Genomic DNA, 16,134 nt, shown 5'->3' with positions numbered 1-16,134 from the left:
GACACTTTTGTTGCCTGACACTCCCTCTTCGCGAGCAAGCCCGCTCCCACAGGTTCCGAGTTTTGGCTGATTTTTCACTGAGCAGGATTTGATGACTCCCTTGCCCGCACCCTTGCGCTGGCTGTACTCCCTGGAATGGCGTCGGGGTTTCTTCGACTGGGCACGCAGCGACGGCGTGACCTGGGTCTACATCTTCAAGGTGCTGTTCGCGGCATTCCTGACGCTGTGGCTGGCCATGCGCCTGGAGCTGCCGCAACCGCGCACGGCGATGATCACCGTGTTCATCGTCATGCAGCCGCAAAGCGGCCAGGTGTTCGCCAAGAGTTTCTATCGTTTTCTCGGCACCCTGGCCGGGTCGGCGGTGATGGTCGCGCTGATCGCGCTGTTTGCGCAGAACACTGAGCTGTTCCTCGGTTCGTTGGCGATCTGGGTCGGTATCTGCACCGCCGGCGCCGCCCGCTGCCGCAACTTCCGCGCCTACGGTTTCGTACTCGCCGGATACACCGCAGCGATGGTCGGCTTGCCCGCGCTGGCCCATCCCGATGGCGCGTTCATGGCGGCGGTCTGGCGGGTGCTGGAAATCTCGTTGGGCATTCTCTGTTCGACCCTGATCAGTGCCGCCATCCTGCCGCAATCGGCTAGCGCGGCGATGCGCAATGCCTTGTATCAGCGCTTTGGCGTGTTCGCCTTGTTCGTCACCGACGGCTTGCGCGGCCGCAGTCAGCGCGAGGCGTTCGAGGCCGGCAACGTGCGTTTCATCGCCGAAGCCGTGGGCCTGGAAGGCTTGCGCAGTGTCACTGTGTTTGAAGATCCGCACATGCGTCGGCGCAATGGCCGCCTCAGTCGCCTGAACAGCGAGTTCATGGGCATCACCACGCGATTCAACGCCTTGCACCAGTTGCTCGAACGCTTGCGCAGCAGCGCGGCGGACCAGGCGGTGGCGGCGATCAAGCCGGGATTGCAGGACCTCGCCGAGTTGCTCGACGGCTTCAGCGGTCGTGCCCTGACCAGTGCCGATGCGGCACGCCTGGTCACGGTGCTGAGCGCCTACAAGGAAGGGTTGCCGGCGCGGGTGCGTTGTCTGCGGGCGACATTCCAGCAGCACAATCCGAGCGATGCCGAGCAACTGGATTTCCACACCGCCTACGAGCTGCTCTATCGCTTCGTCGACGACCTGCACAGTTATGCACAGACCCACGCTTCCCTGGCCGATCACAGTCACGAACGGGAGCGCTGGGACGAGCCGTTCACTCCGCAAACCAACTGGATGGCAGCGGCAGCATCGGGGATACGCGCAGCGTTCATCCTGGTGGTTTTGGGCAGCTACTGGGTGGCAACCGCCTGGCCGAGCGGCGCGACCATGACCCTGATTGCCGCCGCGACCGTGGGCCTGTCCGCCGCCACCCCGAACCCCAAGCGCATGGCTTTTCAGATGGCGTGCGGGACATTGCTCGGGGCGCTGATCGGCTTCGTCGAGATGTTTTTCATTTTCCCGTGGATCGACGGATTTCCGTTGCTGTGCGTGATGCTCGCACCGGTGATCGTACTCGGCTCGTTCCTGACCTCGCGGCCGCAATACGTGGGCGTCGGCCTGGGCTTGCTGATCTTCTTCAGCACCGGTTCGGTGCCGGACAACCTCACGGTCTACAACCCCTACACCTTCATCAACGACTACATCGCCATGGTGCTGGGCATGCTGGTGTGCGCAGCGGCCGGGGCGATCATTCTGCCGCCCAACAGCCGCTGGCTGTGGCGTCGCCTGGAGCAGGACCTGCGTGGTCAGGTGGTGTACGCCATCAGCGGCAAGCTCAAGGGCCTGGCGTCGAGTTTCGAAAGCCGGACCCGCGATCTGGTGCATCAGGCCTACGGCTTCGCGGCGGGCCAACCGCAAGTGCAGCGGAACTTGCTGCGCTGGATGTTCGTGGTGCTGGAAGTCGGTCACGCGATCATCGAATTGCGCAAGGAGCAGGCGATTCTGCCAGTGCATCCGGCCTATGCCGAATCCCAGCCATGGCGCCAGGCGATCCGGGTGATGGGGCGTGCACTGGTGCGGCTGTTCCTGCAACCGAACAGCAGCAACCTCGAACGCGCGCTGATCGCCGTCGATCACGCGATCAGCCGTGTGCAGTCCACCGACGAACCCTTCGCCCCACACTTCGATACCTCGGCGTTGCGCCGGGTGAAGAGCTACCTGCACTTCATCCGCACCTCGCTGCTCGATCCGCAATCACCGCTCGCCGCCTTCGCCAACAGCCAGCCCAAAGGACTTGCACATGCCTCGTGAAATCGCCTTCCACGGCGTGTACATGCCGACCATGACCCTGATGTTTTTCATCGCGGCGGCGCTGGCCTGGGCACTGGACCGGTTCCTGTCCGGGTTCGACCTGTACCGTTTTTTCTGGCATCCGGCGTTGCTGCGCCTGAGCCTGTTTACCTGTCTGTTCGGCGCTTTGGCGCTGACTGTCTACCGTTGACTCTCTATCACTGAGAATGCCCCGATGAAAAAGTTTTTCAGCCTGCTCGCGACCTTGCTGGTGCTGGCCCTGGCGCTGTGGATCGGCCGCTCCTTGTGGGAGCACTACATGAACACGCCATGGACCCGTGACGGCCGCGTGCGCGCCGACATCATCAACGTCGCCGCCGACGTCACCGGCGAAGTGGTGGACGTGCCGGTGCGCGACAACCAACTGGTGAAGAAGGGCGATTTGCTGATGCAGATCGACCCCGAGCACTACCGCCTGGCGGTGAAACAGGCGCAAAGCCTGGTGGCATCGCGCAAGGCAAACTGGGAGATGCGCAAGGTCAACGCCCATCGTCGCGCCGATATGGACAACCTGGTGATCTCCCGGGAAAACCGTGACGACGCCAGTAACCTCGCCGACTCGGCCCTGGCCGATTACCAGCAGGCCCAGGCGCAACTGGAAGCCGCCGAACTCAACCTCAAGCGCACTGAAGTCCGTGCGGCGGTGGATGGCTACGTCACCAACCTCAATGTGCATCGCGGCGACTACGCGCGCATCGGCGAGGCGAAAATGGCCGTGGTCGACATGAACTCGTTCTGGGTCTACGGCTTCTTCGAAGAAACCAAGCTGCCCCATGTTCGCGTCGGTGATAAAGCCGATATGCAACTGATGAGCGGCGAAGTGCTCAAGGGCCACGTGGAAAGCATCTCCCGTGGCATTTATGACCGCGACAACCCGGAGAGCCGCGAACTGATCGCCGACGTCAACCCGACCTTCAACTGGGTACGCCTGGCGCAGCGAGTGCCGGTGCGGATTCACATCGATGAGGTGCCGGAAGGTGTGCTGTTGGCGGCGGGGATTACTTGTACGGTGGTGGTGAAGCAAGGTGATGGTGCATAACAGGTAGACCGAGTTGCTCGCGAAGGGTACAACGCGGTCCGTCAGACAGGCGTCGGGCGTTCACTCCTTGCAAAACGTCTCATGCAGATGCTGCCAGATCACCCGGCTATCCGCCCGCTTTTCGAACACAACCGTCGAGCGCCGATCCGAGTGCAGCCCGGTGGCATCGGTCTGTTGCTCACGGTAACTCACGGTCGCGCCACCGTCGTACAGCGCAATGCCACGTAACTCACTGAGCTCGATCCGGAACCCGAGCTTCTTGCCACCCGCCAACGTGAACAATTCGTTCAGCGCGTCAAAATCCAGCACCCGGCCGAGCGGCGAGACCATGGAGAACTGCGGCGAAAACCGTGTCAGCAGTTTTTCGAGTTCGGACGCGTCGCGTTCTTCGGCCAGCCATTGTTCGATGGCCACGTGGGCCTGGATCACTTCTTCGAAGTATTCGGTGTAGTCGGTCATTATGCTATTACCTGAAATTTTGTAGGGACTGTGCGGGCCTCTTCGCGAGCAAGCCCGCTCCCACATTTGATCTTCTTCGTGTGCAAACTTTGAGTTCACTAAAGATCCAGTGTGGGAGCGGGCTTGCTCGCGAAGGCAGCGACGCGGTCTCAGAGCTGCCCACGCAACCCGAACCGCTTCATCAGCCCGTACTCAAGCAAACCCTTGGGCAACAAACTGGTCAGCAGCGGCAACGCACGGCTGCCATTGCCGAGACGAATCAGTCGCGGTGGCTTGTCCTGCTGCACAGCCTTGAGCAAACCGGCGGCGAATTCATTGGCCGGGGTCGGCCTGTCCTGGGAAGCCCTGGCCCGGGCGCGTATGCCTTCGCGCAACGGAAACCATGGCGATTGCTCACTGATCAGTTGCTCGGCCTCGTGCCCGGCATTCCTGGCGAAACTGGAAGCGATGGCCCCCGGCTGGGCTTCCATGACCCGCACGCCGAACGGCGCCAGTTCCATGCGCAAGGCATCGCTCAAGGCATGCACGGCGGCTTTCGAGGCACAGTAGGCACCGGCGAATGGTGTGACCAACACACCCGAAACGCTGCCGATATTCACGACCAATCCTTTGGTCCGGCGCAGCACGGGAAACATCGCGCGAGTGACGCCAACGATGGCGAACACGTTGGTTTCGAACTGGCGTTGCAAGGCCGGCACACCACCATCGAGCAGTGGCCCCATGGCGCCATAGCCTGCGTTGTTGATCAGCACATCGAGGCCACCGGTTTGTTGGTTGATTCGTTCGCTCAAGGCTTCGAGCGCCGCGGCGTCGTTGACATCCAGTTGCACGGCGGTGAAACCCGCGGCGGTGAGCGCTGCGACATCTTCGGCCTTGCGCGCACTGGCCCAGACTTCATAGCCAGCAACCTTGAACGCATCGGCAAGGGCGCGGCCAATGCCACTGGAACAACCGGTAATCAACGCAACGGGCATGGCGCATTCCTTGTGTAAAAAATGGGGGAGGGATCAGTCGGAAAAACTACCCTGCAATCGCTCGGCGCGAAACTCCAGGGTTTCCGGACGGTAGCCAGGGCGCAGTGGCGGCAGCGGCAAACAGTCTTCCCAGTTGCCACCGGCCTGCAATTCACCAGGGCCACGATAACGCGGGGCGGTGTATTGATTGTCGGCCAGGTTCACAGTATCGCCCGGCGCATAAGCCGCGACCCGCCAGCGCAGCTCAGTCAGCGGCACGTCATTGCCGTTGTTCAGGGTCAATTGCAATGGGCGGTCAGCGGGACATTGCTGCGGTGCGTAACTGATGCGCAACTCCAGGCGTTGCAGTTGCTTGAGTTCGCGGTGGTCCATCCAGATGACCCAAGTGGCGACGATGCCCAGCCCCACGGCAGCCGCCAGGGATACGGGCAAGGCCTTGGCTGGATAGCGCAGCAACAGGATCAGCCAGGTGATGACCAGCAGGACGCCGATGAACATGACGTAAATCTCTGGAATAGAGAGGGTCATCCTACCTAAGCGCGGGTGGGGTTGGCGATGGGCGGGGCGTGCCGATGGTACAGAAGGCCGTCTGTCGGCCCTGTAATTTCTGACAGTAGCCGGGCACTTGATCGACAGGCTTAGATGGGGGGAGTGATTCCGGAGCGGCTACCGTGCCAACAACCCTTTCAATCCACCGCCACACCCCGAGCCTGACTGCAAGTGACCCTCGGGGGTTGCCAGTCCGTGTCGTGGGTTACTGGCGTTACATCGACGGCGTGCCTCCTCAGGCACGGGTTAACCGCACAGCCCATGATGGGGCAGGGCGTGCGATTGCGCAGTGGGACCCGCGACTGTTTCTGGACGCTTCGGCACCGGCCAATCTGCAAACGATTTATGCCCTGTCCGGTGCGGTGTTGAGTACGAACAGCGTCGATGCCGGGTGGCGTGTGGCGCTGTCGGGCGAGGCGGGGCAACCGCTCCACCACTGGGATGGCCGGGGCTCGCAGCGCTGGCTGCGGTACGACCCGCAGCTGCGCCTGGAATCGGTGTTCGAACAGGCGATGGACGGCGAAGCGGTTTGCACGGAGTGCTTGAGTTATGGCGCGAGCGATCCGACTTCTGCCGAGCACAACCAATGCGGTCAACTGATTCGCCATGATGACCCGGCGGGCACGCAGCGGTTTACCGAGTTCGGCTTGCACGGCGCGGTGCTGGAGCAGACGCGGCATTTTCTGCAAGCGTTGTCGCTGCCTGATTGGCCCGAACCGATAATGGATCGCGAATTGCTGCTGGAACCGGGGGAGGGCGCTATCACCCGTTCGCACTTCAACGCATTGGGCGAGGTCTCCCATCAAACCGATGCTAAGGGTCACCGCCAGTTATTCAGTCAGACCCTCGATGGCCAATTACTTGAGGTTCGCCTGCAACTCAACGGCGCATCAACTCCGAAAACGCTGGTCAGCGCCATCACTTACAACGCCCACGGCCAGACCGAAAGGGAGGTCGCCGGCAATGGCGTGATCACCACGCTGGAATACGACGCGCAGAACGGGCGCCTGACTCGCCTCCAGGCGCAACGCGGCAACGAAGCCCTGCAAGACCTGCGCTACGCCTACGATCCGTTGGGCAATGTGCTGCACATTGAGGATGGCGCGCAGCCGATTCGCTACTTCGCCAACCAGCGCATCGAACCGGTCAATCGCTACGCCTACGACAGCCTGTCGCAACTGATTGAGGCCACCGGCTGGGAAGCGGGCGGCGCCAATAAGGGGCCAGAGTTTTCGACTGTCGATGACCCCGCACCCCGTGCCAATTACCGCCAGACCTATCGCTACGATGCTGGCAGTAATCTGCTGGAACTGACCCACGAAGGTCCGCAAAGTCATGGCCATCGGCTGGTGGCAGCGGCGCACAGCAACCGTTGCCTGCCGGTGCTGGAAGGTGTGGAACCGGACGAAGAGGACTTCCGCCAAGGCTTCGATGGCAACGGCAACCTGCTCAACCTGCAACCGGGGCAGGCCTTGGCCTGGGACCTGCGCAACCAGTTGGGCGAAGTGCGGCCGGTGGTGCGTGATTCGGGTCTCGATGATCGCGAACGTTATGTCTACGGCGCCGACGGCATACGCCTGCGCAAAGTCCGTGAGGCCCACACCAATGCACGGACACTGATCGTCGAAACCCGTTATCTGCCGAACCTGGAACTGCGCAATGACAGCGGCACGGGCGAAATGCTGCAGGTGATCAGCGTGCAGGCCGGACGCAGCAGTGTGCGGGTGCTGCATTGGGAATCGGCGTCGCCGAAGGACATGGGCAATGATCAATACCGCTACCACCTGAATGATCATCTGGGCTCCTGCACTCTGGAACTCGACGACGACGGCGAAGTGATCAGCCAGGAGCGTTATCACCCGTATGGCACCACCGCGTGGTTCGCCGGACGCGGGGAGGTGGAGGCGAGTTACAGGACGGTGCGTTATTCGGGGAAGGAGCGGGATGCGACTGGGTTGTACTACTACGGGTTCAGGTATTACGTGGCGGGGCGGCAGCGGTGGTTGAATCCGGATCCAGCGGGGGATGTTGACGGAGTGAACTTGTTCAATATGGTCGGAAATCAGCCAGTCGTATTTAGGGATGAACAGGGACTGGCCCCTGTATTTGGAGACGGGATGGACGGCCAGGTCACGACGGGGGCCGCCAACCAAGATCGAGAAAATACGCAGGGTCGTGAGTTTATTTCTTACGTTGTTAACGATCTAAGAGAACGGTTGTCTTCAGTTGATGAACGTTCGGATGGTAGGGCTGACCTTGTCGCAAAGATGTTTACACACAAAGTTGTGTTGAAGACGATTGTAATGACTGAGCCGAAATTAAAAGATGCTGACAAAACTAGGGTTAGCAAATATTTCAACATGATTAATAGATATGAGTGGGAGTTTAAGCAAAATTATAAGTTTCCAGATTCTGGCCCGGTTTTTGCGAATGATATTTTTAGGCATCAGTATGAAGTGGCAGCGCAGAGGAATAATAATTACGGTGAGCTTCCCAGTGTTGTTCGAAGATCAAAGGTAAAAAATCAGATAACCCTGGACAAAACGCAAGGGCTTGAAAGTGGTAGTTCTGAGTTGTTGGAAGCCTTTTTTCAGACACCCAATGGCAAGACTACACAAAGGGTGATTGAGGATTTTGGTCTTATTGCGACGTCGGTAACAACAGAGTTGAATGGCAAAGACTTGGATTTTGTCGTAGCGGTTAAGCCGGTTGGTAGTTATAAAATTATTGTTCACTCTTCGCTGAAATCTATAACTAGGAAGCCGGTATCGAAAGTTATAAAAGTTCCAGCAATTTAGATTGGAGTGGCTTAACAGAAAAGCCCCCAACCAACCCACTGCGGATAGGGACGCAGTGGGCTGAATGGGGGCAATTTTTACCAGTCGCTTACTGCGCGATAGTCTTCACCGCAACCCCACGCTCAACCGGCGTCGAGCGCCCGTAGATATCCTCAAACCGCTCGATATCGTCCTCACCCAGATAGCTCCCCGACTGCACCTCGATGATTTCCAACGGAATTTTCCCCGGGTTGCGCAAACGGTGAACCGAAGCGATCGGAATATAGGTCGACTGGTTCTCGGTCAGCAGGAACACGTTCTCGTCACAAGTCACTTCAGCGGTGCCGCTGACCACGATCCAGTGCTCGGCACGGTGGTGGTGCATCTGCAGCGACAGGCAAGCGCCCGGTTTGACCGAGATGTGCTTGACCTGGAAGCGCCCGCCCATGTCCACCGAGTCGTAGGAGCCCCACGGACGGTAGACCTCGCAGTGGTTCTGGGTTTCGCTGCGGCCCTGTTCGTTGAGGGTGTTGACCATCTGCTTCACGCCTTGGACCTTGTCCTTGTGGGCGATCATCATGGCGTCCTTGGTTTCGACCACGACGATGTTTTCCAGGCCGATCACCGACACCAGTTTGCCGTTGCCGTGGATCATGCAGTTTTTGCTGTCCTGGATCACCACGTCGCCTTTGGTGACGTTGCCGTTGGCGTCCTTTTTATTGACTTCCCACAGCGACGACCAGCAGCCGACATCGCTCCAGCCAGCGGTCAGCGGCACGACGCAGGCGCGTTGGGTTTTTTCCATCACCGAGTAGTCGATGGAATTGTCCGGGCAGCAGGCGAAGGTGGCTTCGTCGAAGGTGATGGTGTCGGCATCCTGATGGCTGCGTTCCAGGGTCAGCAGGCAGGTGTCGTAGATGTCCGGATCGTGCTTCTTCAGCTCTTCGAGGAAGCGGCTGGCGCGGAACAGGAACATGCCGCTGTTCCAGAAGTAACCGCCGGACTGGACGAACTCGGTGGCGCGCTTCACGTCGGGTTTTTCGACGAAGTGCGAGACACGGCTGACGCCTTCAGGCAGCAGCGAGTCGTTGGTCGACTTGATGTAGCCATAACCGGTTTCCGGCTTGGTGGCCGGTACGCCGAACAGCACCATTTCACCGTTTTCGGCGGCGACGGTGGCCAGGGCCAGGGCGCGCTGCAGGGCTTTCTGGTCTTCCAGCACGTGGTCGGCCGGCAGTACCAGCATCAGCTCGTCGCGACCTTCACTGACCAGCATCATCGCGGTCAGGGCCACGGCCGGCGCGGTGTTGCGGCCGAACGGTTCCATCAGGATGCGTTGGGTTTCCAGTTTGCGCGCCGCCAATTGCTCGTTGACGATGAAGCGGTGGTCCTTATTGCAGACCACGATTGGCGAGTCCATGCCTTCGAACACCAGGCGTTCCAGGGTTTGCTGGAAGAGGGTGTGTTCGCCGGTCAGGGCCAGGAACTGCTTAGGGAATTGTTTGCGGGAAAGCGGCCAAAGACGTGAGCCACTACCACCTGACAAGATCACCGGAATCATGTTGTTACTCCTTGAATATCGATTGGTTAGAGCTACTGCGTTCTGTCGTTTCACTCTTGTTTTTGTTTCGTGTCTGAACGGTCACTCTGGATCCTGTGGGAGCTGGCTTGCCTGCGATGGCGGTGTATCAGTCAACATCAGAGCTGAATGTAAGACCGCTATCGCGGGCAAGCCCGCTCCCACAGGGAGGTGTGTCAGTTCAAAAATTCTTTAGCGCGTCGACACCGGGCGTTTCACCCAGACCGGCGACAGGCTGCTGCCGCTGCCGGTGACGTACAGCACCGCGGCTTCACCGCGTTCCAGGGCGACCGGTTTCACATCGCCGACTTTGGTGGTGCCGTCATAGAGCGCCAGGCTGACTTTCACCGGGTTGATTTCACGCTCGCCGCGACCTTTGGGCGCAACGTTCGGAACCACGTCGGTCTTGCCATCGGCGGTCTTCAGGGTCAGCGCCTTGTCGCTGAGGTTTTGCACGCGTACCAGGGACTTCTGCTTGTTCTTGAACGGCGGCTCTTCGATCAGTTGCGGTGCGCCGCTGGCGTTGTTGACCAGGGTGTAATAGTGGTCGCCGGCCAGTTTCACCGGCAGGCTCTGGCTACCGACCTTGGCGCTGTAGTCGCCGCCCGGCATGAAGCTGAAGTCACTGCTCGACAGTGGCGCGACGTCGCTCAGGTTGGTGCTGCCGACGGTGGCGCTGACTTCGGAGTTGCTCGCGTTGTAGATACGCACGAAGGTCGAGCCTTTCGGTGCGGTCGGGCCGTACAGGGCGGCGTCGCCACCGGCGAAAGCCTGTACCGACAGCACGCTGAGGCCGGCAACCAGGGCAAAGCTTTTAGCGAGACGACGAGGAGTTGTAGTGAAAGTCATGGTGTACCTCTCTTTCAGTTTTGCGCCCGGTCGGGCGTCTCGGATTTGTTGTTGATGGCTACGTTTTGTTGGCGGGCGCCGGCTTGTTTAAGCTCTGCGACCCACTGCGGGTCGGCGTCGCCGATTTCGTTGTTCACAGGCAGATATCGTTCAGGGAACTCCCAGATCAGCACCTGTGGCGGGCTGTTCTTGAAGGCATCGCTCTTGAGGTAGCTGAGCATCGGCAGAATCGGGCCGTGGCCGTCTTCGGCGTAATTGACCACGTCGCTGTTCAGCGCTTGCTTGAGCGCACCGACGAAGTTCCAGTTGGGGTTGGCGCTGTAGCTGGTGCCGATCAGGGCCACCGGCACTTCGGTGTTGGCGAACAGCGCGTCGTCGCCGGCGGGCTGGTCTTCAGCCGCGACCGTATTGCGCTTTTGCAATTGCTCCTGTTTAGGCATCAGGTTTTCGAACAGCGGGTCCAGTGGCAGGAACAGACGCAGGTCGCCCTTGTGCGTAATGGTCTCCGCAGGTTCAGTGACGAAACGCTGCGGCTCGCCGCTCAGCGGGTAGTTGTCGGCAATGGTCCTGGCCAGACGATTGGCGGCGATCTCGGCGCCTTGCGGGGTCCAGTGGGTGTCGGTGCGCAGGAACACTTGCTGGCCATCCTGCTTGGCCTGTTGCAGCGGGCCGAGCAGGTCAGGGGCCGGAATCCGGTCGGCAGCCAGGCGCTGGTGGAAGTCCTTGTAGAGGTTGGCGTGAATGCTCGCCGGTTTCACTTCACCGAGGTGTTCCGGGTACAGGCGTACCTTGGCCGGCACCACTGCCATCACCAGTTGCACGCCTTTTTCCTTCAAGGTCTGGCGCACGCCTTCGACCAGCGCGTAGTTGCCTTGCAGGTTCAGCTCTTCGTTGACCACCGGGTGGAATTCTTCATCGCTATACAACCACTGGTCGCGACCGAGCACCACGCCCGGACGACCTTCGTTGAACAGTTTGAAATCCAGCGCGGCCCAGAGGTTGGTGCCCAGGCGCTTGATCGGGAACTCGTCGTCGTAGTGCGTTTCCACGGCCTTGGTCCAGCGACCGTTGAGCACCGTCGCATCGGCGTTGGTGCTGAAGCCGAAGAAGCTGCGCACCGACCACAGACCGAGCACCAGCAGGGTCACCAGGAACAGCGCGATGTAGAAGATGCGTAATGAGCGGGTCATGGTCAGATCCCTCAGAACTGGAAGTAAAGGAACGGCGAGAAGCTTTGCGCCGAGAGTTTGAGAATCGAGGCGATGAACAGCAGCAGCACCAGTGCACGCATCACGTAGCGCGACCAGTCAGCGGTCCAGTAGGCCGGTTGTACCTGGGCTTCGACGCCGACGGTGTAGCCAGGCTGATGGATGCTCGCCGGGTTATCCCCAGGCACGGCCTTGATCGTTCCCGGCGTCGCAGCGGCCGGGCCATCAGAATCGACGTTCACTGCAGGCTTGGTCTTGACCGGAGGCTGATTGGTGTAGAAATCCCGCAGGCCGAAGAACGCCAGGGTCACGTAAGCCACGATCAGGGTTGCCACTTGCAGACCGGTGAGGCTGGCCTGGTTGAGTTCCGACAGCGACCAGTCGCCGAAGCTGAACATCGCGCCGTACATGCGACCGGCGACGTGCAGGTTTTCCGCGCGGAAGATCACCCAGCCCATCACCACCAGCAGGAAGGTCAGTGCCCAGCGGATCGGGTTGAAGCTGCGCGGCGAGGTGTTCAGGCCAATGGCTTTTTCAATCGCCAGCCACATGCCGTGCCACGCACCCCAGACGATGTAGGTGATGTTCGCGCCGTGCCACAGACCACCCAGCAGCATGGTCAGGAACAGGTTGCGATAGGTCATCAGCGTGCCCTTACGGTTACCGCCGAGGGTGATGTACAGATAGTCACGCAGCCAGGTCGACAGGCTGATGTGCCAGCGCCGCCAGAACTCGGTGATCGACTGGCTGACATACGGCTGCTTGAAGTTTTCCATGAAACGGAAACCCATCATCAGGCCCAGGCCGATGGCCATGTCGCTGTAACCGGAGAAGTCGAAATACAGCTGCGCGGTGTACGCCAGCGCGCCGAGCCAGGCATCGCCCGTGGTCGGGTTTTGCAAGGCGAAGCAGTGGTCGGCCACCACCGCCAGGGTGTCGGCGATGAAGACTTTCTTGATGAAACCCTGCATGAACCGCGTGCAGCCCTCGGAGAACTTGTCGAGGGTGTGGGTGCGGTTGTTGAACTGGTCGGCCAGGTCGCGGAAACGCAACACGGGGCCGGCGATCAAGTGCGGGAAGATCGCCACGAACGCCGCGAAGTCGATCAGGTTGCGGGTCGCCGGGGTGTCACCACGGTAGACGTCGATGATGTAGCTGATGGACTCGAAGACGTAGAACGAGATCCCGATCGGCAGCAGTACGTGGGTCAGGATGAAGGGCTCCAGGCCCACCGACGTCATCATTGCGTTGATGCTGTCGACGCCGAAGTTGGCGTACTTGAAGTAGCCGAGGATGCACAGGTCGACGGCCACGCCGAGCAGCAGCCAGTGCTGCGCCGGTTTGGTCCTGACCCCGGCGGCACCGACTTTCAGGCCGATCCAGTAGTTCCACAGCGTGACACCGGCGAACAGCGCGAGGAAGTCCACACGCCACCAGGCGTAGAACACGTAGCTGGCAATCAGCAGCAGCAAATTGCGATAGCGTTGCCCGCTCAGGTAGTACAAGCCGAGAAAGATCGGCAAGAACAAAAACAGGAACACGTTGGACGAAAAAACCATCCCGATCTCTCCTTGTTTGAACCAACAGTCAAGGGCCAACGGCCCCCCCCAAACCCCCCACAAAAAATCCGGAGGATGTATTGCATGCTGCGCACTTACCTGTGGCGAGGGAGCTTGCTCCCCTAAAACCTGATGACGCGGTGTATCAGTCAATCCGCGTTCACTGGGTTACGACTGCTTCGCAGCCGAGCGGGAGCAAGCTCCCTCGCCACAAGGAATACAGCCAGCCTTAAGAACCCTTGCTGCCCTTTTCATTGGCCGGGTCGTAGACCTTGGTCAGGTCACCGCCGAGGCGGAAGGTCTTGAACGGTTGCATCTTGTGCTTCTTCGCCAGCACCTCGGGCGAGCAGGTGTAGAGCGAGCAGAACGGTTCGAGCCAGGCGAATTTCATGTCCTCTTTCAGGTCGGTCATGTCCTGTTCCTTGCCGTTCTTTTCCTCGAACTCATCCGGGTCTTTCACCCCGGACAGCACCCGGTCACCCAGGCGCTTCAGTGCGCCATTGTTTTCCTGACGCAGATCCACACCGTTGACCTGGGCGAAACTGGCGATCATCGCCAGCGGCGGCAGGGCGTAGTTGTGGTAGGCCAGGGCCCGTTGCTGACGCTTGAGTTCGTTGGGCAGGTAGCCGTCGGCGTCGACCTGATTGGCGCCGACCTTGTATTCCTTCACCGCCCAGTCGAACAGGTCGCGGCGGTTGGTGGCGACGGAAGTGGCCATCACCGACCACGCCGCCCAGTACGAGTGGTTGTTGGTCTGGTCGAGCGGCAGGTTGTCCCAGTCGCTGACCACCTGGTCGGCCATCTTGCTGAACCAGGCTTCGATCAACTGCGCTTGCTGTTGATGGGTGGCCAGCGGGTGGGAGTCGGAAAACTTCAGGCGGATATACGCCGAAGCCATGCTGCCCAGCGCCCATTTGCGCATCGATTTGCCGGTGTGGTTGAAGTCCTTGGACATCAGCGCGTCAGCCTGGGCCCAGGCCGTCAGCCAGCTCAACGTGCATTCCAGTTGTTCCGGGCGGCCGTCACGCATGAACTGCATCACGCGCTTGCTGGTGCCGCGCTCGATCTTGGTGATGTCGGCGGTGCTTTCGCGGAAGGCTTTTTCCGACTGCACGTTCAGGGTCGCGCGGGCCTTGTCCGAACCTTCGTACTTGCTGCGAAATTGCAACGAGCCGGTGTACGGCGTCGGCATTGCATCGCAGCCTTCGCTCTTGTCGCCCGTCTTGAATTTATCCACAGGCGCAAAATAGCCCTGGGGTGGACGCAGTGGCGCCGCCGCTTGCGTGGCCCCGGCGAACATCGCCAGGCTCAAGAGCGTCGGTGCCAACAGAGTTGAAAATTTCGGATAGCGCATAGCAGACCTCATTGCCCGACCGAAGCAGTACGCTGTTCGGCGCCCGGGAATACGTTGCGTTTGCAGATTTTCGCTTCGACTTTCTGTGGCGCGGCACCGGCTTCGGGGCCCTGGACTTCAACGGCCAGCAGGTTCTGCGAGGCCCAGTCTTCGTCCGTGCGCAACTCGAAAGCGAAACGCCCGTCAGTCTCGGAGGTTTCCGGTTTGTCGATCTTGATATCCTCGTGGCGACCGTTCATGTACCAGAGGGTGGCTTGCAGGGTTTTCACCGAGGTGTCGGCGAAGCGGATGTCGACCTGATGACTACCGTTGCGCAGGTCCATGTTCTTGCTGTTGACCATCAACTCGTTTTTGCCCGGCTTGAGCGTGGCGCTGCCGGACATCTGTGCATCCTTGCCTTCGCAACCGTTGTCCAGCAGCGCCATCATCTGGCGGTAGATGGTTTCCTGGTCGAGGCGGTACAGCGGCGAGAATTCCCAGATGAGAATCTTCGGCGGGTTCTTCTGGAACTCGTCGCTGCCCAGGTACTGCAGCATCGAACCTTCCAGGCCGCCGCCGGGGAACGCCACGTTGAGAATGTCGGCGCCGATTGCCTCTTCGAGGAAACCGGCGAAGTTGTAGTTCTTGCCGCTGTGGGAGGTACCCACGAGGGTGATTTGCGGGTTGCCGGAGTCGCCGAACAAATCGCCATCGCCCGCTTCGCCCTTCGGCTCGGTGGTGAACTGATCCATGTACTGGATCGCGTAGCTGGTGCCACAGAGTTGACCGGCCATGTTGTGCAAGGTTCCGGTCTTGCCCATGCGACCCGACTTTTTGGTCTCGAATTCGCGCTTGGGAATGTCGGCGAATTCAGGCAGCTGCTTGACTTTTTCGGCGACGATTTTCGCCGTGCGCTGGGCACCGTACGGGGTCCAGTGCTGGTCGCCACGGAAGTAGAAATCGTGGGCTGGCAGGGTGTCGGGCAATGACTCGTTGGTCAGTGGCGACAGGTCTGGGACCACGTAGCCCATCTGCGCGAAACGACCGAGCATGGACTGGTAGTTCCTCAGCGCCTTGTCGAAGTCGAAGCTGGCTTTCTCCGCCGGGTTGAGCTTGTTGCGGTTCACCAGGCCACGGGTCGGCTGGTACACGACAACCAGTTCCACGCCTTTGCTCTTGAAAGCATCGTGCAGTTGTTTCATGCGTTTGTAGCCGGCGGGCGTGGTGTCGAATTCGGTGCGCAAGTCTTCTTGCGTACGGAACAGCCAGTCACCCTGGGCCTGCACCAGCGTGGTGAAGTTCTGCTGATAACGGGTGGTGTAGTTCTTCGGATCGTGAGCAGCCGGACACAGGCTGCAGCACGGTTCTGCGGTGAAGCTCGGCGCTTTGATTTCGTCGGCGCGAACACCGCCGCTGGCCGCGAGAATGCCGGCGGTCAGGGCCGACAGGCTGAGTAATTTGATCAAGTGTGGGTGCATAAGATTA

At 60.2% G+C, this 16,134-nt stretch carries 13 protein-coding genes; 4 read left to right on the top strand and 9 right to left on the bottom strand.

Annotated elements, in window-relative coordinates; all coding sequences use genetic code 11:
• The first annotated feature begins 91 nt into the window (after window positions 1-91).
• From KGA85_RS08635 to KGA85_RS08625, 3 genes are read left to right on the top strand one after another with little or no spacing between them, the layout of a single operon-like run.
• Window positions 92-2,284, top strand: a complete 2,193-nt coding sequence (locus tag KGA85_RS08635) for an FUSC family protein (protein ID WP_223459783.1) — start codon at window positions 92-94, stop codon at window positions 2,282-2,284.
• Window positions 2,274-2,474 (top strand): DUF1656 domain-containing protein, encoded by a 201-nt coding sequence (locus KGA85_RS08630; protein ID WP_007896379.1) that lies wholly within the window; start codon window positions 2,274-2,276, stop codon window positions 2,472-2,474. The genes KGA85_RS08635 and KGA85_RS08630 overlap by 11 nt, the downstream gene beginning before the upstream one ends.
• Before the next feature lie 24 nt (window positions 2,475-2,498).
• Entirely contained in the window at window positions 2,499-3,362 is an 864-nt protein-coding gene (locus KGA85_RS08625) for an HlyD family secretion protein (RefSeq protein WP_223543056.1), read from the top strand.
• A gap of 60 nt (window positions 3,363-3,422) precedes the next feature.
• Here the strand turns inward: KGA85_RS08625 and KGA85_RS08620 are convergent, their stop codons facing one another.
• The 3 genes from KGA85_RS08620 to KGA85_RS08610 all read right to left on the bottom strand — a co-directional run bounded on the left by KGA85_RS08620 (window position 3,423) and on the right by KGA85_RS08610 (window position 5,293).
• Complete coding sequence (locus KGA85_RS08620; RefSeq protein ID WP_223459781.1) at window positions 3,423-3,821, bottom strand: DUF4440 domain-containing protein; 399 nt, start codon at window positions 3,819-3,821, stop codon at window positions 3,423-3,425.
• Between the two features lie 149 nt (window positions 3,822-3,970).
• Window positions 3,971-4,795: an SDR family oxidoreductase gene (locus tag KGA85_RS08615; protein ID WP_223459779.1), complete on the bottom strand. Its 825-nt coding sequence runs from the start codon at window positions 4,793-4,795 to the stop codon at window positions 3,971-3,973.
• 33 nt (window positions 4,796-4,828) lie between these two features.
• Window positions 4,829-5,293: a hypothetical protein gene (locus KGA85_RS08610; RefSeq protein WP_046041945.1), complete on the bottom strand. Its 465-nt coding sequence runs from the start codon at window positions 5,291-5,293 to the stop codon at window positions 4,829-4,831.
• Between the two features lie 251 nt (window positions 5,294-5,544).
• Between KGA85_RS08610 and KGA85_RS08605 the strand changes: the two genes are divergently transcribed.
• Window positions 5,545-8,142, top strand: a complete 2,598-nt coding sequence (locus KGA85_RS08605) for an RHS repeat domain-containing protein (RefSeq protein WP_223459777.1) — start codon at window positions 5,545-5,547, stop codon at window positions 8,140-8,142.
• A gap of 88 nt (window positions 8,143-8,230) precedes the next feature.
• On the opposite strand, the gene KGA85_RS08600 is transcribed toward KGA85_RS08605, so the two are convergent.
• The 6 genes from KGA85_RS08600 to KGA85_RS08575 all read right to left on the bottom strand — a co-directional run bounded on the left by KGA85_RS08600 (window position 8,231) and on the right by KGA85_RS08575 (window position 16,127).
• Window positions 8,231-9,682, bottom strand: coding sequence for a mannose-1-phosphate guanylyltransferase/mannose-6-phosphate isomerase (locus KGA85_RS08600; protein ID WP_151213845.1), 1,452 nt, complete (start codon window positions 9,680-9,682; stop codon window positions 8,231-8,233).
• 210 nt (window positions 9,683-9,892) lie between these two features.
• A complete protein-coding gene (locus KGA85_RS08595) occupies window positions 9,893-10,549 on the bottom strand; it encodes an alginate O-acetyltransferase AlgF (RefSeq protein WP_223459775.1) in 657 nt (218 codons plus the stop codon).
• Window positions 10,550-10,563: 14 nt separating this feature from the next.
• Window positions 10,564-11,739 carry an alginate O-acetyltransferase gene (locus KGA85_RS08590; protein WP_223459773.1) on the bottom strand — a complete coding sequence of 392 codons (1,176 nt, stop codon included), beginning with the start codon at window positions 11,737-11,739 and terminating at the stop codon, window positions 10,564-10,566.
• A gap of 11 nt (window positions 11,740-11,750) precedes the next feature.
• Complete coding sequence (locus KGA85_RS08585; protein WP_223459772.1) at window positions 11,751-13,316, bottom strand: MBOAT family O-acyltransferase; 1,566 nt, start codon at window positions 13,314-13,316, stop codon at window positions 11,751-11,753.
• 229 nt (window positions 13,317-13,545) lie between these two features.
• A complete protein-coding gene (locus tag KGA85_RS08580; RefSeq protein WP_223459770.1) occupies window positions 13,546-14,670 on the bottom strand; it encodes a mannuronate-specific alginate lyase in 1,125 nt (374 codons plus the stop codon).
• Window positions 14,671-14,678: 8 nt separating this feature from the next.
• On the bottom strand, window positions 14,679-16,127 hold the full coding sequence (locus tag KGA85_RS08575) for an alginate O-acetyltransferase (RefSeq protein ID WP_223459768.1): 1,449 nt from the start codon (window positions 16,125-16,127) through the stop codon (window positions 14,679-14,681).
• Window positions 16,128-16,134 lie beyond the last annotated feature (7 nt).

Source organism: Pseudomonas sp. GL-B-12 (assembly GCF_019955895.1).
Taxonomy (GTDB): domain Bacteria; phylum Pseudomonadota; class Gammaproteobacteria; order Pseudomonadales; family Pseudomonadaceae; genus Aquipseudomonas.
Note: the sequence above shows the minus strand (reverse complement) of the source record. Positions and strands in the feature narration are given on the sequence as shown.